Consider the following 25364-nt stretch of genomic DNA (forward strand, 5'->3'; position numbering starts at 1 on the left):
GCCCAGGGGCTGGGTGGCCTGACCACTGTGCTGGACGTAAAGATCAAGGACTACCCGACCCACGCTGCGTCCCTGCCAGTAGCCATGATCCCCAACTGCGCCGCTACCCGCCACGCCCATTTCGTCCTCGATGGCTCGGGCCCGGCGCTGCAGACAGCCCCGGACCTGAATGACTGGCCGGACATCACCTGGGAGGTCGGTGAGCAGGTGCGCCGGGTCAATCTCGATACGGTTACCCGGGCCGAGGCCGCACAGTGGCAGCCCGGTGACACCCTCCTGCTGTCCGGCAAGATGCTGACCGGCCGCGACGCCGCCCACAAGAAAATGAAAGAGCTGATCGAAAGCGGCGAGGGCCTGCCGCCGGAAGTGAACCTCAAGGGGCGTTTCATCTATTACGTCGGCCCGGTGGATCCGGTTCGCGACGAGGTCATGGGTCCCGCCGGTCCGACCACCGCTACCCGTATGGACAAGTTCACCGACTTCATTCTCGAGCATACCGGTCTGCTGGGCATGATCGGCAAGGCCGAGCGCGGTCCCACCGGTATCGAGGCCATCAAGAAACACCAGGCCGTGTACCTGATGGCGGTGGGCGGCGCTGCCTACCTGGTGTCCAAGGCCATCACCTCCGCCAGGGTCGTCGCGTTTCCGGAACTGGGCATGGAGGCGATCTACGAGTTCGAAGTGAAGGACATGCCGGTGAGCGTGGCGGTGGACTCCCGCGGCGTATCCGTACACGAGCTGGGCCCGAAAATCTGGAAAGCAAAGATCGAAGAACAGGCCATAGAGCTCATCTGAGCCCATGGCCGCGGCGAGCTTTTACTGGCACGACTACGAGACCTTCGGTGCGGATCCCTCCCGGGATCGCCCGGTGCAGTTCGCCGGGCTGCGCACCGACGCCGCGCTGAACGTGATCGGCGAGCCGCTGGTCATCTACGCCCGCCCCGCCGATGATTTTTTGCCCCATCCCCAGGCCTGCCTGATCACCGGCATCAGCCCCCAGCTGGCGCTGGACAGGGGCGTGCCCGAGTGCGAGTTCATGGCCCGGATTTACGCTGAACTGGCTCGCCCGGGAACCTGCGGGGTGGGCTACAATTCCCTGCGCTTTGACGACGAAGTGACCCGCTTCACACTCTATCGCAATTTTTTCGACCCCTATGCCCGCGAGTGGCAGAATGGCAACTCCCGCTGGGACATTATCGACCTGTTGCGCACCGCCTGGGCCCTGCGCCCGGAGGGCATCGAATGGCCTCTGCGGGAGGACGGCCACGCCAGTTTCCGCCTGGAAGAGCTGACCGCGGCCAACGGGATCGCGCATACTGCGGCGCATGACGCGCTGTCGGATGTGCAGGCCACCATCGCCATGGCGCGGCTGGTGCGGGAGCGGCAGCCGAAATTGTATGACTATGTCCTGCGCAGCCGCGACAAGCGTGCGGTGCAGGCACAGCTGGATATTCCCGCCATGAAACCGGTGCTGCACATCTCCGGCATGTTCGGCGCCGAGCGCTTCAACACCGCGCTGGTGGTGCCACTGGCGGCGCACCCGGACAACCGCAACGAGGTGATCTGCTTTGATCTCAGTGCCGATCCGGCGCCCCTGCGGGAATTGTCCGCAGAGAGGCTGCGGGAACTGCTGTTTGCGCGCCGCGATGAGCTGGCGCCCGAACAGCAGCGGCCAGGGTTGAAGACTGTGCATACCAACCGCTGTCCGGTGCTGGTGCCGGCGAAGATGGCGGATCCGGCGATTGCCGCCCGCATTGGGCTGGACGGGGAACGCTGTCGTCGGCATCTGGCCTGGTTGCGGGAATGGCGGCAGCAGGAGGGTGCTGGCATGACGGCGAAGGTGCAGGGCGTCTATCAGGGTCGCAGCTTCCCCGCGATCGTCGACCCCGATCGAATGCTCTACGGGGGCGGTTTTTTTTCCGACCACGATCGCCGCACCATGGATGCCATCCGCGCCACTGCCCCCGAGCAGCTGGCGCAGCAGAGTTTCGCCTTTGAGGACGCGCGTCTGCCGGAGATGCTGTTCCGGTACCGCGCGCGCAATTACCCCGCCAGCCTGTCTGCGGCGGAGCGGGCCCAGTGGGACGAATTTCGCTTCCAGCGCATCACCGAGCCGGACGCGGGCGCCAGTATTTGCCTCGAGGAGTATCTGGCCCTGGTCGAGGCTTTGCTGCAGGAGGACCGTCCCCCGGTGCAACAGCAATTGCTGCACGACCTGCTGGAGTACAGCGACACGCTACTGGCCTGAGGCAGGAATCACCCGGGCCCATGGGCAAGTCCGCCGACCAGCCCGTATAATGGCTGCTCACCAGCCCCGGAGTCAGATCGCGTGCAGTTTGCCGGTAGCCATATTCTTTCCATCGCCCAGTTCGAGCGCCCGGATGTGGAACACCTGTTCGCGGTCGCCGATCGCATGCAGCCCTATGCCCACCGGCGCCGCGTCACCAAGGTGCTTGACGGGGCAATTCTCGGGGCCATGTTCTTCGAGCCCAGCACCCGCACCCGGGTCAGTTTCGGCAGTGCGTTCAACCTGCTGGGCGGGGAAGTGCGTGAGACCACCGGTTTCGAAATGTCGGCCATCGCCAAAGGGGAATCCCTGTACGATACCGCGCGGGTGCTGAGCGGCTATTCCGATGTGATCGCCATGCGCCATCCCCAGGAGGGCTCAGTGGCCGAGTTTGCCGCTGCCAGCCGGGTGCCGGTGCTCAATGGTGGTGACGGCAGCAATGAACACCCCACCCAGGCGTTGCTGGATCTGTACACGATCAGGAAGGAATTGGCCGGTCGCGGGATCGACCAGTTGAGGATTGCCATGGTCGGCGATCTGCGCTTCGGCCGCACCGTACATTCCCTGTGCAAGCTGCTGTGCCTGTTCGATGGTATCCAGGTGGTACTGGTATCGCCGGCGGAGCTGCGCATGCCGCCGTCAATTGTCGAGCAGCTGCGGGTGGCGGGACACAAGGTGCTCGAGTCGGAAGTCCTGGAAGCGAGCATCCGCCACGTCGATATTGTCTACTCCACGCGGATTCAGGAGGAGCGCTTCAGCTCCCAGCAGGAGGCGGATCTTTACCGCGGCCGCTTCCGCCTGAACCAGAGCATCTACACTGAACACTGTGAACCGAACACCGTGATCATGCACCCCTTGCCCCGGGATTCCCGGGTCACTGCGCGGGAGCTGGACGACGACCTCAACGACAACCCCAACCTGGCCATCTTCCGCCAGACTGACAACGGCATGCTGGTGCGCATGGCGCTGTTTGCCCTGGTGCTGGATGTGGCGGACCAGGTCGACAGGCATGCGCGCGACGTCAACTGGTACACCGGCGGGCGTTTCGATGGCCTTTGAGCTGACCTTTGCCGCCGATGCCGCGCAGGTGTTGGAGGACAGCATCGCCTACAAGGGCTATTTCCGCATGCGGCGCCTCACCCTGCGCCATCGGCTGTTTGGCGGCGGCTGGAGCGAACCGCTGACGCGGGAGGTGTTCGAGCGTGGAGACGCCGTTGGCGTCCTGCCCTATGAGCCCGAGACCGACTCCGTGATCCTGATCGAGCAGTTCCGGCCCGGCGCACTGGGTGATCCCGCCACGCCCTGGATGCTGGAACTGATCGCCGGGGTGGTCGAGCAAGGCGAGAGCGATGTGGAGGTTGCCCATCGCGAGGCTGCGGAGGAGGCCGCCTGTGAGCTGTCTGAACTGTTGCCCATCGCCAGTTACTACCCCAGTGCCGGCGCCTGTTCCGAGCATGTGCGCCTGTTCTGCGGCCGCGTCACCACTGCGGGTGTCGGTGGCGTACATGGAGCCCCAGGGGAGAGTGAGGACATCCTCGTGCACCGCGTTTCCCGCCGGGATGCCCTGGAGCTGCTGGCACAGGACCGTATTCCCAACGGGCACACGTTGATCGCGCTGCAGTGGCTGCAATTGCAGGGCGATGCCCTGCGCCAGCGCTGGGGCCGGTAACGGTGGACGGCGTCGACCTGTGAGCCCGCGCCTGTGAGTACGACCACCCCTACCGGACCCTCCAGTCCCGGCCTGTTGCGCTCCAGTGCCCTGGTGGGCAGCATGACCATGCTGTCGCGGGTGCTGGGATTGGTGCGGGATGTGGTGATGGCGGCGGTCGTGGGCGCCAGCGCCAATGCCGACGCTTTCTTTGTCGCCTTCAAGATCCCCAATTTCCTGCGCCGCCTGTTCGCCGAGGGGGCATTTGCCCAGGCATTCGTGCCGGTGTTGTCGGACTATAAGGAGGACGGGAGCATCGCCGCGGTCCGCGCCCTGATTGATCGCGTGGCGGGGGTGCTGGGGGGGGCGCTGCTGGTGGTCACCAGCCTGGCCATTCTGGCTGCGCCTCTGGTGGCGGCCCTGTTTGCTCCCGGCTTTGTTGGCGATGCCTACAAGTTCGAACTGACGGCGCAAATGATCCGCATCACTTTTCCCTACCTGCTGCTGATCTCCATGACCGGCTTCTGCGGTGCGATTCTCAACAGCTACGGCCGCTTTGCGGTGCCGGCGCTGACCCCGGTATTCCTCAATCTGTCATTAATTGCGGCGGCGTTGGTGGCGGCGCCCTGGTTCGATGAACCCGTATTCGCCCTGGCCTGGGGGGTGGCGCTGGCGGGGGTGGTGCAGCTGCTGTTCCAGTTGCCGTTCCTGTACCGCCTGGACCTGGTGCCGCGACCGCGCTGGGACACCCGGCACCCGGGTGTACGGCGGATCCTGAAGTTGATGGTGCCGGCCCTGTTCGGAGTCTCGGTGAGCCAGATCAACCTGCTGCTGGACACCGTGCTGGCTTCCTTCCTGCCTACCGGCAGCGTCTCCTGGCTCTACTACTCCGACCGCCTCATGGAGCTGCCCCTGGGCGTTTTCGGCGTGGCTATCGCCACCGTGATTCTGCCCAGCCTCTCTTCTCACCGGGCCGGGTTGCGGATGCACCAGTTCAGCCAGACTCTGGACTGGGCCGTGCGTTCGGTGCTGCTGGTCGCCGTGCCGGCGGCCGCCGCCCTGGTGGTGCTGGCAGAGCCGATCCTGGTAACCCTGTTCCAGTACGGCCAGTTCCGCCCGGAGGATGTGGGCATGGCGGCCCTGAGCCTGCAAGCCTACTGCGTGGGCCTGGCCGCTTTCATGCTGATCAAGGTCCTGGCGCCGGGATTCTATGCGCGGCAGGACACGGTCACCCCGGTCAAGATTGGCATCATTGCCATGGTGGCCAACATGGTGCTCAACCTGGCATTTGTGCTGCCGCTGCTGCACTTCTACAACACCGGCCACGTTGGTCTGGCGCTGGCGACCAGCGTGGCCGCCTTCCTCAATGCCGGACTCTTGTTGCGTGGCCTGCTGCGGGAAGGCGTGTTCGTGTTCCAGCCGGGCTGGGGGGCCTACGGCGGCAGGCTGCTGGCGGCCACCGCGGCCATGGTGGTCGCCGTGTTCTGGCTGTGCCCACCGACGGCCACCTGGCTGGCATGGAGCCTGCCTCAGCGCGCGTGTTGGCTGGCGTTGACCTGCGGCGTCGGCGGCGTCGTCTATCTGGGGGTGCATATCGCGCTGGGCACCCGGCTCAGGCATTTGCGGACCCCGGTGCCGCCCGCCTGAGGCCGCTCCGCCATAGGCTATGGCGGCTCTTTTCGCTATACTCCTGCGTTTGATTGGACAGGGCATTCCCCCACCTCATGGAGCTCATCAGAGGCCTGCACAACCTGGGGCCGTCCCATCGGCCCTGCGTGGCCACGATAGGCGCCTTCGACGGTGTCCACCTCGGTCACCAGGCGGTGATCCGGCAGCTGCAGGACAAGGCGGCGGAGTTTGGATTGCCGTCGACGGTCATTGTGTTTGAACCGCTGCCGCGAGAGTACCTGGCACCACTGGATGCCCCGGCGCGGATCATGAGCTTCCGGGAGAAATTCCTGGCGCTGGAGGCGCTGGGGGTGGATCGCCTGCTGCGTATTCATTTCAACGAAAGCTTGCGCTCCACTTCCGCCCAGACGTTTCTCGAGCGGATATTCGTGCGCGGTCTGGGGGTGCGTTACATCGTGCTGGGGGACGACTTCCGCTTTGGCAACGACCGTCAGGGCGATATCGATCTCATCCAGCAGCAGGGCCTGCGCTACGGCTACCAGGCGGGCTCCACCACAACTTTCGAGCTGGAAGGGGAGCGGGTGAGCAGTACCCGCATCCGCAAGGCGCTGGCGGATGCGGATTTTACCCTGGCTGAGCGGCTGTTGAGCCGCCCTTACCGGATCAGCGGCAAGGTTGTGTATGGCCGCCAGCTGGGCCGCGAGCTCGGCTTCCCCACGGCCAATATGGAATTGCACCGCCTGCGTTCGCCCCTCTCGGGAGTGTATGCGGTGACTGTCAGCGGCGCCGGCCTGGACAACGCCCCCGCAGTGGCCAATGTCGGTACCCGGCCTACGGTGAATGACAGCATCCGGGCCAATCTGGAAGTGCACGTCATGGACGACAAGCCCCAGCTGTATGGCAAGCACCTGGAGGTGACCTTCCTGCACAAGCTGCGGGAGGAGCACAAGTTTGACTCTGTCCACAGTCTGCAGCAGCAGATTGTGCGCGACGTGGCCGATGCCCGCAGCTGGCTGGAGACACATGGAAACAGTACCGGCAAAGTCCGCGCCGGCTAACGTATTGGAACGGGATTGAGAGTTGCATGAGTGATTACAAGGACACGCTGAACCTGCCGCAGACGGCGTTCCCGATGAAGGCCAGTCTGGCCCAGAGGGAGCCGCAGCGCTTGCAACAGTGGCAGGAGATGGATTTGTACGGGAAAGTCCGTCGGGCCGCCGCCGGCCGCCCCAGGTTCATCCTGCACGATGGTCCACCCTATGCCAACGGCGAGTTGCACGTCGGTCACGCGGTGAACAAGGTGCTGAAGGACATTATCGTGAAGAGCCGCAGCCTGGCGGGCTTTGACGCCCCGTACGTGCCCGGCTGGGACTGCCACGGCCTGCCCATCGAGCTGAATGTAGAGAAGAAGGTGGGCAAGCCCGGGGGCAAGGTCACGGCCGCTGAGTTTCGCCAGAAGTGCCGCGAATACGCCGCGAGCCAGGTGGATGCACAGCGCGAGGATTTCGTGCGCATGGGTGTGCTGGGCGACTGGGCCAACCCCTACCTGACGATGAATTTCCGCTTCGAGGCGGATATCGTACGCACTCTGTCGCGCATCATCGACAACGGTCACCTGCACAAGGGTTTCAAGCCGGTACACTGGTGCCTGGACTGTGGCTCTGCCCTGGCGGAGGCCGAGGTGGAGTACAAGGACAAGCACTCGCCGGCCATCGACGTGGCCTACGCGGCACTGGATCCGGCGGCGGTAAACGCAGCCTGCGGCAGCCAGTACCCCGGCGAGATTGCGGTGCCGATCTGGACCACCACTCCCTGGACCCTGCCCGCCAGTATGGCCGTCAGCCTGCACCCGGAATTGGATTATGTCCTGATCGAGGGTGACGGCAGGGCACTGTTGGTGGCGGAGGAGCTGGCGCCGGCCTGTGTCGAGCGCTTTGGCCTGCCGGGCCTGACCGTGCTGGGGCGCTGCAAGGGCGCGGCGCTGGACCGGCAATGGCTGCAGCACCCCTTCCTGGACCGGCAGGTGCTGGTGGTGCTTGGCGAACACGTTACCACCGAGGCCGGTACCGGTGCCGTGCACACCGCCCCGGCCCATGGCCAGGACGACTTCGTGGTGGGCGAAAAATACGGGCTTGAGGTGTACAACCCCGTCGGCGGCAACGGAGTCTACCTGCCTGAAACCCCCTATTTCGCCGGTCAGCACGTAATGAAGGCCAATGCCGCCATCGTGGATATGCTGCGTGAGCGGGGTGTCCTGCTGCACCACGAGGATTACGAGCACTCCTATCCCCACTGCTGGCGGCACAAAACGCCGATCATCTTTCGCGCCACCCCGCAGTGGTTTGTCAGCATGCACCAGAACGGCCTGCTGCGGGGGGCACAGGCGGCGGTGGAGGAGGTGCAGTGGCTGCCCGAATGGGGCAAGGCGCGCATCGACGCCATGCTCGCCAGTCGGCCCGACTGGTGCATTTCCCGACAGCGCACCTGGGGTGTCCCCATCGCCCTGTTCATCCACCGCGAGAGCGGCGAACTGCATCCGCGCACTGGCGAGCTGATGGAGCAGGTGGCCGTGCGTATCGAGGAACGGGGCATCGACGCCTGGTTTGACCTCGAGCCCGAGGAGTTGCTCGGGAAGGAGGCCGCCGAATACGAGAAGGTCACCGATACCCTGGATGTCTGGTTTGATTCCGGGGTGACCCACGCCTGCGTACTGCGGCAGAGGGAGGGGCTGCAGGCCCCTGCGGACCTTTACCTGGAGGGCTCCGACCAGCACCGCGGCTGGTTCCAGTCCTCGCTGCTGACCGGCATAGGCGCCTATGGCGAGGCTCCCTACAAGAGCGTGCTCACCCACGGATTCACCGTGGACGGGCAGGGTCGCAAGATGTCCAAATCCCTGGGCAACATTATCCCGGCGAAAAAGGCGATGAACGACCTGGGAGCCGATATCCTGCGCCTGTGGGTGGCGGGAGCCGATTTCCGCGGCGAGGTGGCCGTGTCGGACGAGATATTCAAGCGCACCGCCGACGCCTATCGCCGCATCCGCAACACCGCCCGCTTCCTGCTGGCCAACCTCAACGGCTTCGACCCGGCGCAGCACGCTCTGCCGGCTGCGGACATGCTGTCTCTGGATCGCTGGGCAATCGACCGCGCGGCGCGTCTGCAGGCGGAGATCGAGCAGGCTTACGAGGGCTACCAGTTCCACCTGATCTACCAGAAGCTGCACACTTTCTGCGCCCACGACCTGGGCGGGTTCTACCTGGATGTGATCAAGGATCGCCAGTACACCACCCGCGCCGATAGCCGCGCCCGGCGCTCGGCCCAGACCGCCCTGTACCACATTGCCGAGGCGCTGGTGCGCTGGGTGGCGCCCATCCTCAGCTTCACGGCCGAGGAGATCTGGGAGAACCTGCCCGGCACACGGGCGGAATCCGTTTTTCTGTGCCAGTGGTATGACCAGCTCCACAGCGTGGCTGATGACGAGCCGATGGGCAGGGATTACTGGCAGCAGGTGATGGCCGTGCGCGCAGCGGTCAACCGGGAGATCGAGGTGCAGCGTGCGGCGGGCCTGGTGCGCGGCTCGCTGGATACCGGGGTAACCCTGTTCGTCTCCCCGGAGTTGCAGGCCCTGCTAGAGCCCCTGGGAGACGAGCTGCGCTTCGTGCTCATCACCTCCGCCGCGACATTGCAGCCACTGGCGTCCGCCCCCGGGACGGCCGCGGCAACCGAGTTCGCGGGGCTGCGCCTGCAGGTCAGAGTGGCAGAGGAGGAGAAATGCGAGCGCTGCTGGCACCGGCGGCCGGACGTGGGCAGCCACGGCGCCCATCCAACCCTGTGCGGCCGCTGCGTTGAGAACATCGACGGGCCCGGGGAGCAACGCCACTTTGCCTAGGAATCTCCCGACAGCTGGCTGGTACGCCGTGGCGCTGCTGGTCATTGTTCTCGACCAGCTCTCCAAGGGCATGGCGGAGCAGTACCTCGACTATGGCCGGCCGCTGGTGCTTACCAGCTGGTTCAACCTGACGCTGCAGTACAATCCCGGTGCCGCCTTCAGCTTCCTCAGCGATGCAGGGGGCTGGCAGCGCTATTTCTTCAGCGGGGTTGCGGTGGTGATCAGCGGGATTCTGGTGGTCTGGCTGCATCGCCTGCCACCGACCCTGCGCCTGCTGCCCCTGTCGCTGGCCTTGATTCTTGGCGGCGCGCTGGGCAACCTGTGGGACAGGGTGGCGCTGGGCCATGTCGTGGATTTTATTTCGGTACACTACGGCGGCTATTTCTTTCCCGCCTTCAATATTGCAGACTCGGCTATCAGTGTCGGTGCTGCCCTGATGATTCTCGATAGCCTGCTGGCCACGCGGCCGAATGGCAGCGGAGGAAAATGACTATTTCTGAGTACACTACCCCGACCATGGATGTACCCGTAGGAGAAGGAACCCGCGTGTTCCTGAATTTTTCTGTCAGCCTTGATGACGGCTCCGAGGTGGACAGCAACTTTGGCGGCGAACCGGTGGACTTTGTCGTCGGTGACGGCAGCCTGCTGCCCGGCTTCGAGCGGTGCCTGTTCGGCATGGGTCCCGGCCAGCGGCAGATGTTTACCGTACCGCCGGAGGATGCCTTCGGCCAGCCCAATGACAACAATGTCCAGGTCATCGCCCGCGAACACTTCGACGATGACGCGGAGCTGGAGATCGGCCTGGTGTTCTCCTTCGCCGATGCTGCCGGGGGTGAGGTGCCGGGCCTGATCGTGGCTTTCGACGAGGAGGATGTGACCGTGGACTTCAATCACCCCCTTGCCGGGCGCACCATTCTGTTTGATGTGCTTGTCCATCGGGTCGAGCCGGCAGAGCTGCACTGATGGACATCCGGCTGGCCAATCCCCGGGGGTTCTGTGCCGGGGTAGATCGCGCCATCGATATCGTCAACCGGGCGCTGGAGCGTTTCGGCGCGCCGATCTATGTCCGCCACGAAGTGGTGCACAACAAGTTTGTGGTGGATGATCTTCGCTCCCGAGGTGCCATCTTCGTCGATGAGCTGGAGGAGGTGCCGGACGACTGCATCGTGATCTTCAGTGCCCACGGGGTTTCCCAGGCGGTGCGAAGGGAAGCGGGCCGGCGTGGACTGAAAGTGTTCGACGCCACCTGCCCGCTGGTAACCAAGGTGCATATCGAAGTGTCGCGCTACAGTGATGACGGCAGCGAATGCGTACTGATCGGTCACCGCGGCCACCCGGAAGTGGAGGGCACCATGGGCCAGTATGACTGCAGCGCCGGTGGCGATATTTACCTGGTGGAGGACGAGGAACAGGCCTCCAGTCTGGTGGTGCGCAATCCCGAGAAACTCTACTACGTCACCCAGACCACGCTCTCCGTGGACGACACGGCGAGGGTGATCGATGCCCTGCGCCGTCGCTTCCCGCATATCCAGGGGCCGCGCAAGGATGACATCTGCTACGCTACCCAGAACCGCCAGGACGCGGTTAAACAACTGGCGGCGGAGTGCGACCTGGTGCTGGTGGTCGGTTCCCCCAACAGCTCCAATTCCAACCGCCTGCGAGAACTGGCGGAGCGCATGGGGGCCGAAGCCCACCTCCTGGACAGTGCCCGGGACATCGACCCCGCCTGGCTGCAGGGCAAGCGTCGCATTGGCGTGACCGCGGGTGCCTCCGCGCCGGAGGTACTGGTCGCCGAGCTGGTGCAGGGGCTGCAGGCCCTGGGTGCGGACGCCCCGATGGAGCTGGTCGGGCGGCCAGAAAATGTGACCTTCTCCCTGCCGCGGGAACTGCGTATCCCCAGCCGCGATATCTGAGTTGTCCCGCCGCACAGCGGTGCCGGCACTCCCCCTGATCCCATCTGTCCGGCTTTCATCAGATCCCACCGTTCGCTGGCAATGCGCTGCGCGCCCGTTAAGCTGAAAGGCAACAGGGAGGTGTTGCGTGGACAGGATGTCGATGCGGAAACCAGTCCGGGGCCTGACCCTGGTGGAACTGATGCTGGTCGTGGCGCTGCTGGGGATTCTCGCGGTGGTCGCGGTCCCCGGTTTCCAGAGCCTGCAGCAGAAGACCCTGATGCGGGCCGAGGCCACTCGCTTGCTGACGGCACTCAACCTGGCCCGCAGCGAGGCGGTGCGGCGCAATATTCCCGTCAGCCTGTGCCCCTCCAGTTACGCGGTCTCCGCCAGCCTTGACTGCCACGGTGACTACAGCGCCGGCTGGATAGTTTTCAGCAATCCCGGCAGGAGTCCGGAGGTCAGTGCCGGCAGTCTGCTGCAGGCCTATCTGCCGCTGCACTCCCAGCTCCAGCTCAGCAACCGCAGCGGCACCCGGCTGGCGGACGAACTCATCACCTTTATGCCCGATGGCTCGGCGGGCCGTAATCGTACCCTCATGCTCTGTTCACGCGTACGGCCGCAACTGGCTTCCTGGAGCCTGGTGATGAATATCGTCGGTCGCTCTCGGCTGGTGCGAGACTGGGGGGAGTGCCCCCTGGAGCCACCATTGTGAACAGCCGCGAATCAGGGTTGGGCCTGACAGAGGTGCTGGTGGCAGTGCTGGTGTTTACAGTGGGCCTGCTGGGGATCTTCGGCGCCCAGGTCAACGCCAGGAAAAACGCCCTGGAAGCGCGGCAGCGGTCCATCGCCACGGGGCTGGCACGCGATCTGCTGGAACGTATGCGCAGTAATCCCGGCCAGTTGCAGGCCTTCACTCTGGACAATGCGTCCCCGGCGGACATTGCCGCACCCGTTTCGTCTGCCTGTGCCGGGGCTGCGGTGACTTCCGGTGGCAGCTTCGGCTGCACTCCCGCGGAGCTTGCCCGCGATGATCTCGCCGAATGGATGCAGCTGCTTGGCGGGGCCGTGGAGCTGGTCAGCGTCGTTGGTCCGGAACAGTCCACCGGCGGCCTGCTTGAGCCCCGGGTCTGCGTTGCCGTCGCTGCGGGCCGGGTCTCTGTCGCCATAGCCTGGCGTGGCCTTGAGCCCCTGGCCACCGACCCGGAGTTCGCCTGCGGGGCGGGCCGCGGCTGGTACGGCGCGGATGATGAGTTGCGCCGCGCGCTGGTCATGCACAGCTGGATCGGCGCTCCCGTTGCGGGAGTCGGGTGGTGAACCCCGGGCAGGGCAGGAGCGGGGGTTGCCCGGGGCAAGCGGGGGCGTCACTGATCTCCCTGCTGGTGGCGCTGGCCCTTGGTTTGTTGCTGTCGTCCGCGGTCGTGGCCCTGTATCTCGGGTCCAAACGGCAGTTCCTGGCCGACGACGAACTGGCGCGAGTGCAGGAGAACGGCCGCTATGCGATCAACCTGCTGCGACGGGAACTGCTGCTGGCCGGGTTCTTCGGCGGCCTGGCCGGCAGCGCCTTGCCCGCGCCGCCAGAGACGGGGCCCGGTTGCGGTGCTACCGGGCGCTGGCCCCTGGGTCCAGCGCCGGCGGTCGATCTGCAGCCGGAATACCGCGGTGGTGTCCCGTTGACGCTGGGTGGTGTCAGTCTGGACTGCCTGCCGGCTTCGGCCCTGCAGCGGGGCAGTGATCTTCTGGCGATACGGCGCGTGGCGGGCGAAGCTACTCTGGCCAATGGTGTCTATGCAGCGGAGATATCCGCCGTGGACAGCGGGCACTGGTACCTGCGCTGGCGCGAGCACACCGGGGACGCCGACTGGTGGCAGGCGGGCCGCATTGATGCCGCGGAAGCAGCTGCGGGCAGCGGCGCCTGGTACTGGCGCCTGCACCCGCGCATTTTTTACGTCCGGCGCTACTCCGCGGCGCCGGCTGACGCGATACCGACGCTGTGCGCGGAGGGTCTGGCGCCCTCGGGCATGCTGACCCAGTGCCTGGTGGAAGGGGTCGAGTACCTGGTGCTGGAGCTTGGAATCGATGAGTCTGGCGATGGTGTGCCGGACAACTATCTGCGTCATCCCACTGCGGGGCAACTGCAGCGGGCGGTCACTGCGAGAGTTCATCTGCTCCAGCGCGGGCTGACGCCATTGCGGGGCTACCGTGACCGGCGCCGGTACAGCCTCGGTCAGGCCACCCTGGACCTCGCGGGCGACGGCTACCTGCGGCGAGTGTTCAGTACCACCGTGCAACTGCGCAATGCGGCCGTCTGGCCGCTGGCGGAATAGCCCTGTGCCCTGTGAGCAGGACCCGCAGCCGGCAGGGTGCGCGACCGTGCAGGGTGACCCCGGCTATATCCTGTTGCTGGTGATGGTCTTCCTGCTGTTGCTGGCGCTAATTGCCGGCACTGTATTGCGGGTCAGCGCGCTGGAGTTCCGCATGGCGGGTAATGACCAGTTCCGGGAGCAGGCACTGCAGCAAGCCCGGGGTATCGCCCAGGCCCTGGCCGCGAATCCGGCGCACTTTCCCCTCGACCTCGCTGTCGGAGACAGCCTGTGCGGGGAAGGCACAGCCTGCGCACGGCCCATCCTGTCTGCCGCGCCGGCGGGCCACTCGCTGCCAGAGAACGTTGTGGTCGATTATCGGATCACCCGTATGGGTCCCCGGCTGGCGCCGGCGCCGGGGCTGCGTCTGCCGCAGGCAGAGGTCTCCGGCGTCGCTGGTTGGCGGGTGGCGAACTTTGAAGTGCAGGTAGCCATTGACGGGAGTCCGGTCGCCCTCGGCAGTGCCCGGGTGGTGCAGGGTGTGGCCCTGCTGGTGCCTTCAGATTGGCCCTGATGGGAGAGGAGGTCGACATGAGAGAGATGGTTTATCGCCTGGGTCTGTGTTGGATGTTGCTGGTATTGTCGTGCTCCGGGCACGCGGATGACATGGCGCTACACGTGCCCGACCCCGCGCGATTACACCTGTTGCTGGTGCTTGATGTTGAGTCCCGTTCGGCCCCCCCGGAGTTATCCCGGGTACTCCAGACCCTGCTGGCATCGCCCCAACTCAGTGATATCCGGTTTGCCATGAGCCTGTCCAGGGACCCCGGTCCGGCGCCGGAATACCGCCGGCTGGGGGATCAGCGCGCGTCGGTAGCCGCTGCCATCACCGCTCAACTTGAGCTGCAGCCCGGAGAGGAACAGGCAGCGGTTGAGCCGCTGTACCTGCTCGTCCACCGGGAGTCGGCATCGCCCGGTCAAGACAGCTGTGCAGAGTTTCAGGTGTTGCAGCTCAGCGCCAGCCACTTACCCGGGGCGGTCGCTTTGTCAGCAGCGGATCCCGTGGCTATGCGACGTGAACTCTCAGAGGCGCTGTTCAGCGTAGTGAGCAGGGGCGGGAGTCTGGTGAGCGGTCTGGGTCCGCGATCCCAAGGCATTTCCGGAGGAGCGTCTCGCGACCTCTACCTCGGCCTGTTCGAAGCGCGGCCACGTATTGGCTGGCGCGGAAACCTGAAGAAACTGAGGTTGGTGAGCAGCGCACGTCCGGATGCGCAGACAGGTCTGCAGGATGTTCCCGCGATGCTGGGTGAGGTTGTCGACAGCCGGGATCAGGCGGGTCTGGAACAGGAGGGGCCGATGCGCGGACAGATCAGCGTCCGAGCGGTGACCTTCTGGACTGATACCGCTGCTCTGCCGCCCCTGAGTGCAGGTACAGAGGGCGTGCCTGGCGCTGACGGCGCGACGGTGGCCCGCGGCGGCGCCGGACAGCAGATTCCCGGCCTGGCTCCGGGGTTGGATACGGTGGGTGATGTCAACGGCGTCGGCAGCCGCCAACTGTTTACCGAGCGCAACACTGGCTCCCACTTGTTGCCGCTCCATGCCGATCTGCAGACTGCCCTGGAGCTGGCGCCCTGGCTGGCTACCGAGGACCCCCAGGAGGCGCTGGCGCTGCTGCGCTGGGCACGTGGCTGGGAGGAGGGTGCGGGCCCACCTCGCGCCCGGGACTGGCTGCTGGGAGAAGTACTCCACTCGCGCCCCCTGGGAATCAACTATGGCGCTGTCGGCCCCGGCTATAGTCGGGCCAATCCCAATATCCGGATTCTGTTTGGCAGCGGGGATGGGTTGCTGCGAGTATTGGAGAACACCGATGCAGCGGGCGAGGAAAGTGGCCGCGAGCTGTACGGGTTTATCCCGCGTGAGCTGCTGGGCAATCTGCGCCCGCGCCGGGACAACGCCCTGCCGGCAGCAGACCTTCGTTACGGCATTGATGGCAGCCCGGTAGCCCTGCTGCGTGATCGCAACGGGGATGGCAACCTGCGGGTGGAGGACGGGGATGAGGCCCTGGTCTATGTCGGCCTGCGGCGCGGTGGGTCCAGCTACTACGCGCTCAATATCAGTGATCCGTCCCGGCCACCGCGATTGCAGTGGAGGATAACCCGCACAAGGGGAGGCGACTTCGATGATCTTGGCCTCAGCTTCTCCACGCCGGTTGTCGGCAAGGTAAAGTTCGGTGGCAGCAGCCGCGAAGTACTGGTGTTTGGCGGTGGCTATCGGGACGACCGCGCTTCGCCCGGTGGCTCGGCGCTGGGCAACGCTGTCTATATTGTCGATGCGCACAGTGGCGATCTGGTGTGGAAGGCGGTTCAGGGGGCTACCGGCACCCGCAGTAACCGACACTTTGCCCACGCCGAACTGGGGGCCAGCGTCCCCGCCGAGGTCGCCGCGTTGACAGACGCCGGCGGCTACCTGCACCGTCTCTATGTGGGTGATACCGGTGGCCGTATCTGGCGGGTTGATCTGCCGCCGGGGCACGGCGGCGCTGCCGACCATCGCGCCGAACACTGGTCGATCAGCCTGTTTGCGGAGCTCGGGGGTGCCGGTGCCAATGACCGTCGCTTCTTCCACGCGGCCGAGCTGGTGCAGACACGGAACGGGCAGGGCCAGGCAGTGGACGGGATACTGATTTCCAGCGGCAACCGCGCGGACCCCGCTGCCATCGGAGTCGCGAACTACCATTTCTATCTCAGGGACTCTCTCACTACCAGCGGCGACCCCGCGGTACGGGAACGGGAGCCTTTGCGACTCGCTGAGCTCGCTGACCGGACCGGCTGCGGCAACGACACACTGGAACCCTGCGACGACATCTCGATGCAGGGCTGGCGAGTCGCCCTGCGGGGCCCCGGCGAAAAGGGACTGGCAAAGCCTGTGGTAGACGCGGGTCGGGTATTCATGACCAGTTTCAGCCCGTCCACCGACCCCTGCGCGCGCGTGCCGGGGCAGGGGAGGCTGTATGCCATGGCACTCACGGACGCCGCCGCCCTGACGGGCGGTCGCCGCGATTACGCCCTGGGGGATGGTATCCCGGCGGAAATGCTCCGTCTCGACGACCATCTCCTGCTGCCCTCTGGCGGCGCCGATGTGCCGGGTGAAACGGATGGCGCCCTGTTGCCGTGTCCACTGCAGCGCGCGCTGGGGCCGCGCCTGTTGCAGATATACTGGCGTCAGCCCGGTGTCGACCGCCTGTGAACGTCCTTGAGGGGTATGGTCGCTATTGCCGCGTTCAGGGGTTCACCCTGGTGGAAGTACTGGTGGTCACACTGCTACTCGGGGTGTTGCTGCTGCTGGTGCTGCCGGTATATTCGGAGCAGGTACGCAAAGCGCGGCGGGTGGTTGCCACTGCGGAACTGCTGCAGTTGGCGGCGCGGCAGGAACACTTTTTTATCAATCATCATCACTATGCCCGTGACCTGATGGCCCTGGGCTATTCGCTCCCAGACGTTGTCGGCATCGGTCCACAGGGCCGGGAGGTTGCGGCGGGGGCTGTGTATGAAATTTCCCTGCAGGAAGATGGCGACTATCGCTTTTTGGCGCTGGCGCGTCCGGTCGGGGTGCAGGCGGGGGACCAGCACTGCGGTACCCTGGGTATTGATTCCGACGGCGTGCGAATGGCGTCGGGAGCGGGCGGGCCGCAAGAGTGCTGGTAGGCTGCGAGTACTTCAGTCGTCCAGCTGCAGTTTTTGTAGCCGGTAGCGCAGGCTGCGGAAACTGACGCCGAGCAATTTGGCGGTGGCCGTCTTGTTCCAGCGGCACTGCTCAAGGGCGGCACTGAGCACCTGGCGCTCGATATCTTCAAGGTACCCTTCCAGATTGCCGAAGGCCGCCTCTATATCAAGCCCCTCTCCGCGAGCGCCGCCGACGGATAGTTGCGTGGCTGAGGGCTGGGGTGCGAATTGCAGGTCTCCCGCGCCGATCTCGTCACCCTCGGCAAGGGCCACCGCGCGTTCGAGTATGTTCTCGAGTTCCCGTACATTGCCCGGAAAGCGGTACGTTTGCAGGGCAGCCATGGCCGCGGGTGCGACGGTGGGTAGCGGCATGTCCATGGCGGTACAGATGCGTGTGAGCAGGGCCGGCACCAGAATCGGCAAGTCCTCCAACCGTTCCCGCAGGCTCGGCACCTGCAGGTCTATGACGTTGATGCGATAGTACAGGTCATTGCGGAAGTAGCCTGCCGCAACTTCGGCTGCCAGATTCTTGTGGGTTGCGCTCAGGAGGCGGACGTCGGTGCCCAGCTCTTCACCGCCACCTACCGGGCGCACCGCTTTCTCCTGTATCGCCCGCAGCAGCTTGACCTGCATGGCCAGGGGCAAATCAGCTACTTCGTCCAGGAACAGCGTGCCGCCCTCGGCGGCCTGGAACAGGCCCAGTTTGTCGCGATTGGCACCCGTGAAACTGCCCTTGAGATGTCCGAAGAATTCGCTCTCCATCAACTCGTGGGGGATTGCGCCGCAGTTGACGGCAATGAAGGGCTTCTCGGCGCGGGGACCATTACTGTGGATCAGGCGCGCGACGACCTCCTTGCCAGAACCGGATTCGCCATAGATATGAACTGGTGCCTGGCTGCGGGCAAGTTTGCCGATCTTGCCGCGCAGGGCGACAATCTGTGGTGCGTTGCCAAGCAGACGGCTGCTCTGCCCGTCATCATCGGTGCTCGGTGCCGTCGTGTCACTGAGTCGCAGCGCGGAACTCACCAGGTTGCGCAGACGTTCCAGTTCGATGGGTTTACTGATGAAGTCAAAAGCTCCGGCCTTTAAGGCGGCGATAGCGGTTTCGACACTGCCGTGAGCGGTGATCATCGCCACCGGTATATCCGGGAACTCCTGCTGAATGTACTCGACCAGGCTGATGCCGTTGCCATCGGGCAGGCGCATGTCGGTCAGGCACAGGTCGGGTCGCAGCTGCGCCACTTTTTCGCGGGCGTCGCCGAGAGTGGCGGCGCTGAGGGAATTCAGGCCCATGCGGCTCAGGGTTATGCCCAGCAGCTCACGGATGTCGGGCTCGTCATCGACAATCAGTACGGTTTGAGAACTCACGTTGGCTACAGTTCCCTCTGGTTCAGCGCCACCCGAAAGCAGCTTTCGCCCTGGCTGGTGGTTCGATAGTACAGGTCGGCGTTGTTGATTTCACACAACTCCTTGCATAGGAACAGGCCCATACCGCTGCCTTCCTGCACGGTGGTGTAGAAAGGCTCGAACAGTTTCGACTGCTCCTGCAGCGGTACGCCAGTGCCTTCATCGATAACGTCAATCAAACACTGGTTCTTGCTGAAATCCAGAGCCACTTCTATCCGCGCCCGTTCGCGGCCTGTGGCCATCTTACTGTGCCGCAGGGCGTTGTCCAGCAGGTTTCCCAGCACCCGCTGCAGGTTTTCCTGGTCGAATTCCACCAACAGATCGGGGTAGCTGCAGTGCACGGCGATCTCGGCCTCATCCTGCAGCCCATCAAGGTGCTTGCCGACAAAGTCCGGCAACCACTGACACAGTGGAATGTACTCGGGCTTGGGAGGCTCGCGGCGGGAAATCTGCATCACGCTTTCCACGGTCTGGTTCACGCGGCGGCTGTGGTGCTGAATGATGTCTGCCAGGCGGCGGTCGGACTCTGCCAGCTCCCGTGATTCCAGCAGCAGTTGAGCGGCGTGGCTGATCGCTCCGAGCGGGTTGCGGATCTCGTGGGCGATACTTGCCGTCAGGCGCCCCAGGGAGTTCAGTTTGAGGGACTGGGCGTACTGGGTCACCGGCGTATAGTCCTCGATGAACACCAGGGTCTCGCGCTCGGTCCCCGGCTGCAATTCGCGAAAATGCGCGATTACGGAGGGCGCCGATTCGGTTACCCGAAACGGCTGCGCCCGGTGTTGACCGTTGTCCCGCCAGTGCTCGAACTGGCGGGACAGGTCCTCGCTGTAGTCTCCCAGCCTGCGTCCCTGCTCCATGGTGATCGGCCGATCCGGTGACAGCAGCAGGCTCGCCGCCTTGTTCATCACGCGCACGGTACCGTTGTCACTGATCAGCAGGATGCCGGTCTGCATGTGCTGGACAATCTGCTCGTTGAGTCGCTGCAGGTTGTAGAGGTCGCTGGCGCGAGAGCGGGCAAGTTCCTCTGCCTTGCCGAGTCGGCTGGCGATGAACTGGACCATCAGGGAGACGCCGAAAATCAGCAGCCCCAGCAGGCCCACCGGGAACAGCGCGTTGATGTCCAGTGCTCCGCGCAGCAACAGCCAGACCGTATCGGCGAGCGTGGCCAGGACGCTGAGAGCAGCGATCAGGGTAGCCAGAGTGCGGTTGGGGATCATGACCGCAGCGGCGGCCACGGTAATCACCAGCAAGACCGGCAGGCCGCTCTCCATGCCGCCGCTGGCGTCGGTCATCAGTACGATGGCAACGATGTCGACGAGGAAGACTGCGAACAGTGCGCGCTGGTTGTAGCGCCAGTCACCCGCCAGTGAACCCAGCAGCAGCGCACTGGTGGCAAGGTAGGCGAGCGCAACGCTGACATAGAGTGTCGGGTTGAGCACCCCCACCAGCTGGCGCGTATTGGGGCTGACCAGCATGATCAGCAACACCACCGACAGCAGGGAACGGTAACCGACATAGATGCGAAACAGCAGCAGGTTTTGCTTGCTGGCGCCTTGGGGAGCGGGCTTGGTGAGGATCGCGGGTCGATTCACTCGCGCACAGGGCCTGGTTGCCGGGAAGCGTCTAGTGTAGCAGGCCCGGTAGGCCGGTGGACCAGCGATTCTCACCGGGTAAATGTGACCCGGGTCTGGCAGCGGCGCGGCGTTTCCCGGAAAATGGTGGTTCTCTGACAGCGCAAGCGGTAGCCGCATGACCAGTCTCAATATCCTCATGGCACAGATGAACACCCAGGTAGGCGACTTTGAGGGCAATACAGCCCGGGTGATCGCGGCGCTGGAACGTGCCCAGGAGCAGGTCTCGTCCCCGGTACTGGTGTTTCCTGAATTGACGCTTAGCGGCTATCCGCCGGAGGACCTGTTGTTGCGCCCCAGCGTCGAGCTGCGCGTGAACCACTCCTTGCGAACCATTTGCGAGGCCATGACCGGCGATGCCTGGGTGGTGCTGGGTTATCCGCGGCGAGAGGGCATCGCCCTGTACAATGCCGCGGCGGTGCTGCACCGGGGTGAAATTGTCGCGGAGTACCACAAGCAATGCTTGCCCAATTACCAGGTGTTTGACGAGAAACGCTATTTCCAGCCCGGCGACAGCCCCTGCGTGGTAGATGTGGCCGGCATGCGGGTGGGGCTTACCATCTGTGAGGACATCTGGGAGCCGGGCCCGGTGCGCGATGCCGCGCGGGCCGGCGCGGAGCTGATCCTGAACCTCAATTCCTCGCCCTATCATCGCGGCAAGCGCATCGAGCGCTGGGAACTGGTGGCGGAACGCGCGCGCAGCAATGCCTGCCCCATCGTCTATGTGAACCAGGTGGGGGGACAGGATGAGCTGGTGTTCGATGGAGGCTCTTTCGCAGTCGACGCTCACGGCGAGCTGGTGGCAGCTGCCCCCAACTTTGTCGAAGGGGAATACTGGCTGCAGGCCTCGCAGACCGACGCCGGCATTGGTTTCAGCGGCCTGGAGGTCGCGGCGCCGCTGGATGAACTGGAAGCGGTATGGCAGGCACTGGTGCTGGGGCTGCGCGACTACGTCAACAAGAACCGCTTCCGCGGCGTCGTGCTCGGCTTGTCAGGTGGTATAGATTCCGCCCTGACTCTGGTGGCTGCGGTGGAGGCCCTGGGGCCGGAGCGGGTTGAGGCAGTGATGATGCCCTTCCGCTACACCGCACAGATAAGCGTGGAGGACGCCGCTGAACAATCGCGGATGCTGGGCGTAAAACACAAGGTGATCTCCATCGAGCCGATGTACGAGGCATTCATGGCCGGCCTGCTGGAGGAGTTTGCCGGCACGCGCGTAGATACCACCGAGCAGAACCTCCAGGCCCGCTGCCGCGGGGTATTGCTGATGTCCATTTCCAACAAGAAAGGCCTGTTGGTCCTGACCACCGGTAACAAGAGTGAACTGGCGGTGGGTTATTCCACGCTCTACGGCGATATGGCCGGCGGCTTCGACGTGCTCAAGGACGTACCCAAGACCCTGGTGTTTGAGTTGGCCCGCTATCGCAACAGCCTGCGCCCGTGCATTCCCCAGCGGGTGATAGATCGTCCGCCCTCAGCCGAGCTGGCGCCGGACCAGAAGGATGAGGACAACCTGCCCCCCTATCCGGTGCTGGACCGAATCCTGGAGCTCTACGTGGAACAGGACTTCAGTGCGTCGGCCATCATTGCCTTGGGGCTGGATCCGGAGCAGGTGCATCGGGTTTTACGCCTGGTGGACCTGAACGAGTACAAGCGCCGGCAGGCGCCGATTGGCGTGCGGATCAGCCGTCGCGGCTTTGGGCGTGATCGCCGCTACCCGATTACATCCGCCTGGTCGCTGGGGGACTGAGGTGCCTTACTTGTAGAGCGCGCGGCTGTCGAACTGTGGGACTTCCGGTGGATCGAAGAGGCCGAAAGTGGCGCGATTGACGATTGAGCGCTGGGGTCCGTCAAGGGAGTAATCGCTGACGAAGTTGCCATCCCGGCCCAGCGAAGGGTAGTCGGGGTAGTTCAGCTTGAGAATCTCGATGGCGTCCTCAGCGAGATCGTTCATGCCCAGCAGAATATAGCCCTGGGCCATTACCGCCAGCCCGTCAGCCACGGCCGGGGTGCGCTGGAAGTTCTCCACCACATAGCGCCCCCGATTGGCGGCCGCCAGGTAGGCGCCGCGACGGAAATAGTAGTTGGCGACCAGGATTTCATGCCGGGCCAGCAGGTTGCGCAAGTGCACCATGCGCGCTTTGGCATCCGCTGCGTAGGGGCTGTCAGGGAAACGGGCGACCAGCTGGGCGAACTCGGCGAAGGCCTCGCGGGCATGGCTGGTATCGCGACTGCTTTCATCGGTGGGCAGGAAGCGGGCAAAGATGTCGGATTTCGCACTGTAGGCCGACAGGCCCTTCATGTAGTAGGCGTAGTCCACGCTGGGGTGTTGCGGGTGCAGTCGGATGAAGCGGTCTGCGGCCTCCACCGCCGCCTCATGTTCGAACGCGCCGTAGTGCGCGTAGATCAGTTCCAGCTGGGCCTGCTCCGCATACTTGCCGAAGGGGTAACGCGACTCCAGCAGCTGCAGGCTGCGTACCGCCAGGTCGAAATTGCGGCTGCGCAGGTAGCGCTGGGCGTTATCGTACATCTGCTGTTCACCGCTGTCGGCGGACATGCCGTCCAGCTCGTCCTTGCTGGCGCAGCCGAAGAGCAGGGCGACGAGCAGCAGTGCAGTCGTGATTTTCAATGATTTCAACAAGGTGGCAACCGCTGGCGTGATAGACTTGGAATTTGATTCAAGCGCCCTATTTAACCACATTGCACCCGGGGCTTAAACAGGAATTCCCATGACAGACAGAATCCGCGTCCGGGCCGAGGTGAGCCCCGAGCTCGACGGTGAAAGATTGGACCAGGCCGCGGCCCGCCTGTTCCCCGAGTATTCCCGCTCCCGCCTGCAGACCTGGATCAAGCGCGGCGAACTGCTGGCCGACGGCAACCAGTGCCGTCCCCGGGACAAGGTGCACAGCGGCAGTGAGCTGGTCGTGGATGCACTGCTGGAGGACGAGGTCAGCTGGCAGGCGGAGGCCGTGGAGCTGGATATCCTCTATGAGGACGAGGCCATTCTGGTACTGAACAAGCCGGCCGGCCTGGTGGTGCATCCCGCTGCGGGTCATGCGGATGGCACCCTGGTTAATGCCCTGATCGGCCACGCCTCCAGTATGGCGCAACTGCCCCGCGGGGGCATTGTGCACCGCCTCGACATGGAAACCTCCGGCGTGATGGTGGCAGCGAAGACCCTTGGCGCCCATCACCACCTGGTAGCGCAACTGCAGGCCCGCACTGTCAAACGCCAGTACTGTGCGGTCTGTATAGGCGCCATGACCGGCGGCGGTACCATCGACGAACCCATTGGACGCCACCCCCGGCAGCGCAAGAAGATGGCCGAGGTTGCCACCGGCGGCAAGCCCGCGATTACCCATTACCGGGTGACCAGGCGCTTCGCCCACCACACTCGCATCGCGGTAAACCTCGAAACAGGACGCACCCACCAGATCCGGGTGCACATGGCTCATCGCCATTACCCCCTGATTGGCGATCCCGTCTACGGCGGTCGCCCGCGGATTCCGAAAGGCGCGTCCGACCGCCTGATAGATGCCCTGCGCGGCTTTCCCCGCCAGGCCCTGCACGCGGAGGCGCTGGGCCTGATTCATCCCGTGACCGGTGAGGAAATGCAGTTTGACTGCCCGCTGCCACCGGACATGGTGGAGCTGCTGCAGGTTCTGACCGAGGAAGACTGTGTCGGCCCCCGTCCTGATCAGGCCTGACTGGCCGGCGCCCCCGGCGGTCAGTGCCCTGGTGACAACCCGGGAGGGCGGTGCCAGCGTGGGTGCATGGCAGGGGCTGAATCTCGGCGATCATGTCGGTGACGACCCGCGGGCGGTGAAGGTCAATCGCGCCATGCTGCAGCGCTCGCTGCCAGGCGGGACGGCAATACAGTGGCTGCAGCAGGTCCACGGTATTGATGTGGTGCATGCCTCCCGCGGCTGCGCTGTGCCCGAGGCCGATGCCTGCTGGACGGACCAGTCCGGCATTGCCTGTGCGGTGCTAACTGCTGACTGTCTGCCTGTGCTGTTCTGTGACCGCTCAGCTACCGTGGTTGCGGCCGCGCATGCCGGTTGGCGCGGTCTCTGCGCCGGAGTGCTTGAGGCTACCGTGGCCGCTTTGCCAGTCGACCCTGGCGAACTGCTGGCCTGGCTGGGTCCGGCAATCGGCCCGACCGCATTTGAAGTCGGTCCCGAAGTGCGCGATGTATTTATTGAGGTAGCCCTCCAAGCAGCGACCGATGCTGCGGTGGCCGTTAGCCCAGCGGTCGAAGTGGAAGCCGCCTTTGCAACCGCTCCTCGCGTGGACCACTACCTGTTGGACCTCTACGCCCTGGCCCGAATTCGGTTGGGTGAGGCTGGTGTCGGTGCCGTGTACGGCGGCGGGCTCTGCACCCTGAGCGACCCCCGGCGCTTCTATTCCTACCGCCGCGATGGCACCACAGGCCGCATGGCCAGCCTGATCCAGCTGAATTGAGCCCATTCATCGCGATCGTAGCGGCCGGAATGCCCGAGCGCCAGACTGTCGATTCCGGTCCTGGGCACCAGAAAGGTCTCCGTAGTTTCAAGGGAGGCTCTTCCCCTATGGAGGCTTCTTTACCTCCCCCATGGACACGTCTTCTCCCCATGGAGGCTTCTTGCCCCAACGGACACTTCTTCCCGCTAAAGGAACTTCTTCCCCCGATGGATTCTTCTCCCCATGGAGCCCGCTGCCCCTGACAATGCAGTGGCTAGTCATCCGCTGGTGCGACAATCTCCGCGGAGTCGCCGTTGAGACGAATATCGAAGCATCCGCGGTGCAACTGCCGGTGATTGAAGCGACACAGCGTCACCAGATCGTCCAGCCGCGTTTCCCCGCCCTCGGCCCAGTGCTGGATATGGTGGGCATCCACATACTCTGATTCCTGGCAGCCGGGATACTGGCAGACCCCGTCCCGCTCGCGCAGGGCCCGGCGAATATGCTCCGGCACGA

At 64.6% G+C, this 25364-nt stretch carries 23 protein-coding genes; 19 read left to right on the forward strand and 4 right to left on the reverse strand.

The window, feature by feature from the left end; translation table 11 throughout:
- The 16 genes from RJQ10_RS17355 to RJQ10_RS17430 all read left to right on the forward strand — a co-directional run.
- Nucleotides 1-795 (forward strand): fumarate hydratase C-terminal domain-containing protein (locus RJQ10_RS17355; RefSeq protein ID WP_350148642.1); only part of this gene is annotated, 795 nt, incomplete at its 5' end.
- A gap of 4 nt (nt 796-799) precedes the next feature.
- Entirely contained in the window at nt 800-2248 is a 1449-nt protein-coding gene (gene sbcB / locus RJQ10_RS17360) for an exodeoxyribonuclease I (protein ID WP_350148643.1), read from the forward strand.
- Nucleotides 2249-2329: 81 nt separating this feature from the next.
- Nucleotides 2330-3346: an aspartate carbamoyltransferase gene (locus RJQ10_RS17365; RefSeq protein WP_350148644.1), complete on the forward strand. Its 1017-nt coding sequence runs from the start codon at nt 2330-2332 to the stop codon at nt 3344-3346.
- The gene (locus RJQ10_RS17370; RefSeq protein WP_350148645.1) at nt 3336-3956 is read left to right on the forward strand and encodes an NUDIX domain-containing protein; all 621 of its coding nucleotides are present in this window, start codon (nt 3336-3338) and stop codon (nt 3954-3956) included. The genes RJQ10_RS17365 and RJQ10_RS17370 overlap by 11 nt, the downstream gene beginning before the upstream one ends.
- 102 nt (nt 3957-4058) lie before the next feature.
- Nucleotides 4059-5582 (forward strand): murein biosynthesis integral membrane protein MurJ, encoded by a 1524-nt coding sequence (gene murJ / locus RJQ10_RS17375; protein ID WP_502880254.1) that lies wholly within the window; start codon nt 4059-4061, stop codon nt 5580-5582.
- Between the two features lie 77 nt (nt 5583-5659).
- A complete protein-coding gene (gene ribF / locus RJQ10_RS17380) occupies nt 5660-6622 on the forward strand; it encodes a bifunctional riboflavin kinase/FAD synthetase (RefSeq protein WP_350148647.1) in 963 nt (320 codons plus the stop codon).
- 26 nt (nt 6623-6648) lie between these two features.
- Entirely contained in the window at nt 6649-9453 is a 2805-nt protein-coding gene (gene ileS / locus RJQ10_RS17385; RefSeq protein ID WP_350148648.1) for an isoleucine--tRNA ligase, read from the forward strand.
- Nucleotides 9446-9943 carry a signal peptidase II gene (gene lspA, locus RJQ10_RS17390; protein WP_350148649.1) on the forward strand — a complete coding sequence of 166 codons (498 nt, stop codon included), beginning with the start codon at nt 9446-9448 and terminating at the stop codon, nt 9941-9943. The genes ileS and lspA overlap by 8 nt, the downstream gene beginning before the upstream one ends.
- Nucleotides 9940-10416, forward strand: a complete 477-nt coding sequence (locus RJQ10_RS17395) for an FKBP-type peptidyl-prolyl cis-trans isomerase (RefSeq protein WP_350148650.1) — start codon at nt 9940-9942, stop codon at nt 10414-10416. The genes lspA and RJQ10_RS17395 overlap by 4 nt, the downstream gene beginning before the upstream one ends.
- Nucleotides 10416-11366, forward strand: a complete 951-nt coding sequence (gene ispH, locus RJQ10_RS17400; protein ID WP_350148651.1) for a 4-hydroxy-3-methylbut-2-enyl diphosphate reductase — start codon at nt 10416-10418, stop codon at nt 11364-11366. Before RJQ10_RS17395 ends, ispH begins: the two co-directional genes overlap by 1 nt.
- Before the next feature lie 142 nt (nt 11367-11508).
- Nucleotides 11509-12060: a GspH/FimT family pseudopilin gene (locus RJQ10_RS17405; RefSeq protein WP_350148652.1), complete on the forward strand. Its 552-nt coding sequence runs from the start codon at nt 11509-11511 to the stop codon at nt 12058-12060.
- On the forward strand, nt 12057-12662 hold the full coding sequence (pilV, locus tag RJQ10_RS17410) for a type IV pilus modification protein PilV (RefSeq protein WP_350148653.1): 606 nt from the start codon (nt 12057-12059) through the stop codon (nt 12660-12662). The genes RJQ10_RS17405 and pilV overlap by 4 nt, the downstream gene beginning before the upstream one ends.
- A complete protein-coding gene (locus RJQ10_RS17415) occupies nt 12659-13672 on the forward strand; it encodes a PilW family protein (protein WP_350148654.1) in 1014 nt (337 codons plus the stop codon). Before pilV ends, RJQ10_RS17415 begins: the two co-directional genes overlap by 4 nt.
- Before the next feature lie 4 nt (nt 13673-13676).
- Nucleotides 13677-14222 carry a hypothetical protein gene (locus RJQ10_RS17420; RefSeq protein WP_350148655.1) on the forward strand — a complete coding sequence of 182 codons (546 nt, stop codon included), beginning with the start codon at nt 13677-13679 and terminating at the stop codon, nt 14220-14222.
- Nucleotides 14223-14239: 17 nt separating this feature from the next.
- Complete coding sequence (locus tag RJQ10_RS17425) at nt 14240-16894, forward strand: pilus assembly protein (RefSeq protein WP_350148656.1); 2655 nt, start codon at nt 14240-14242, stop codon at nt 16892-16894.
- A complete protein-coding gene (locus tag RJQ10_RS17430; protein ID WP_350148657.1) occupies nt 16891-17352 on the forward strand; it encodes a type IV pilin protein in 462 nt (153 codons plus the stop codon). The genes RJQ10_RS17425 and RJQ10_RS17430 overlap by 4 nt, the downstream gene beginning before the upstream one ends.
- Before the next feature lie 12 nt (nt 17353-17364).
- On the opposite strand, the gene RJQ10_RS17435 is transcribed toward RJQ10_RS17430, so the two are convergent.
- Both RJQ10_RS17435 and RJQ10_RS17440 read right to left on the reverse strand, forming a co-directional pair.
- On the reverse strand, nt 17365-18738 hold the full coding sequence (locus tag RJQ10_RS17435) for a sigma-54-dependent transcriptional regulator (RefSeq protein ID WP_350148658.1): 1374 nt from the start codon (nt 18736-18738) through the stop codon (nt 17365-17367).
- A 5-nt stretch (nt 18739-18743) separates the two neighbouring features.
- Complete coding sequence (locus RJQ10_RS17440; RefSeq protein ID WP_350148659.1) at nt 18744-20369, reverse strand: sensor histidine kinase; 1626 nt, start codon at nt 20367-20369, stop codon at nt 18744-18746.
- Nucleotides 20370-20526: 157 nt separating this feature from the next.
- On the opposite strand from RJQ10_RS17440, the gene RJQ10_RS17445 reads away from it, so the two are divergent.
- Nucleotides 20527-22158 (forward strand): NAD+ synthase, encoded by a 1632-nt coding sequence (locus RJQ10_RS17445; RefSeq protein WP_350148660.1) that lies wholly within the window; start codon nt 20527-20529, stop codon nt 22156-22158.
- Nucleotides 22159-22164: 6 nt separating this feature from the next.
- On the opposite strand, the gene RJQ10_RS17450 is transcribed toward RJQ10_RS17445, so the two are convergent.
- A complete protein-coding gene (locus RJQ10_RS17450; RefSeq protein ID WP_350148661.1) occupies nt 22165-23046 on the reverse strand; it encodes an outer membrane protein assembly factor BamD in 882 nt (293 codons plus the stop codon).
- A gap of 91 nt (nt 23047-23137) precedes the next feature.
- On the opposite strand from RJQ10_RS17450, the gene rluD reads away from it, so the two are divergent.
- Together rluD and pgeF are read left to right on the forward strand one after the other, a co-directional pair.
- Nucleotides 23138-24115, forward strand: a complete 978-nt coding sequence (rluD, locus tag RJQ10_RS17455; RefSeq protein WP_350148662.1) for a 23S rRNA pseudouridine(1911/1915/1917) synthase RluD — start codon at nt 23138-23140, stop codon at nt 24113-24115.
- Nucleotides 24087-24869 (forward strand): peptidoglycan editing factor PgeF, encoded by a 783-nt coding sequence (gene pgeF, locus RJQ10_RS17460; protein ID WP_350148663.1) that lies wholly within the window; start codon nt 24087-24089, stop codon nt 24867-24869. The genes rluD and pgeF overlap by 29 nt, the downstream gene beginning before the upstream one ends.
- A 253-nt stretch (nt 24870-25122) precedes the next feature.
- Here pgeF and RJQ10_RS17465 read toward each other — a convergent pair.
- Nucleotides 25123-25364: HNH endonuclease signature motif containing protein (locus RJQ10_RS17465; RefSeq protein WP_350148664.1), on the reverse strand; the 242-nt coding region annotated here is incomplete at its 5' end.

The organism is Haliea sp. (assembly GCF_040222615.1).
Lineage (GTDB): Bacteria > Pseudomonadota > Gammaproteobacteria > Pseudomonadales > Halieaceae > Haliea.

Coding starts and splice junctions, on each gene's coding strand:
- sbcB (WP_350148643.1), top strand. CDS start 800: ATGGCCGCGGCGAGCTTTTACTGGCACGACTACGAGACCTTCGGTGCG.
- RJQ10_RS17405 (WP_350148652.1), top strand. CDS start 11,509: ATGCGGAAACCAGTCCGGGGCCTGACCCTGGTGGAACTGATGCTGGTC.
- ispH (WP_350148651.1), top strand. CDS start 10,416: ATGGACATCCGGCTGGCCAATCCCCGGGGGTTCTGTGCCGGGGTAGAT.
- RJQ10_RS17425 (WP_350148656.1), top strand. CDS start 14,240: ATGAGAGAGATGGTTTATCGCCTGGGTCTGTGTTGGATGTTGCTGGTA.
- ileS (WP_350148648.1), top strand. CDS start 6,649: ATGAGTGATTACAAGGACACGCTGAACCTGCCGCAGACGGCGTTCCCG.
- ribF (WP_350148647.1), top strand. CDS start 5,660: ATGGAGCTCATCAGAGGCCTGCACAACCTGGGGCCGTCCCATCGGCCC.
- RJQ10_RS17445 (WP_350148660.1), top strand. CDS start 20,527: ATGACCAGTCTCAATATCCTCATGGCACAGATGAACACCCAGGTAGGC.
- RJQ10_RS17370 (WP_350148645.1), top strand. CDS start 3,336: ATGGCCTTTGAGCTGACCTTTGCCGCCGATGCCGCGCAGGTGTTGGAG.
- murJ (WP_502880254.1), top strand. CDS start 4,059: ATGACCATGCTGTCGCGGGTGCTGGGATTGGTGCGGGATGTGGTGATG.
- RJQ10_RS17395 (WP_350148650.1), top strand. CDS start 9,940: ATGACTATTTCTGAGTACACTACCCCGACCATGGATGTACCCGTAGGA.
- rluD (WP_350148662.1), top strand. CDS start 23,138: ATGACAGACAGAATCCGCGTCCGGGCCGAGGTGAGCCCCGAGCTCGAC.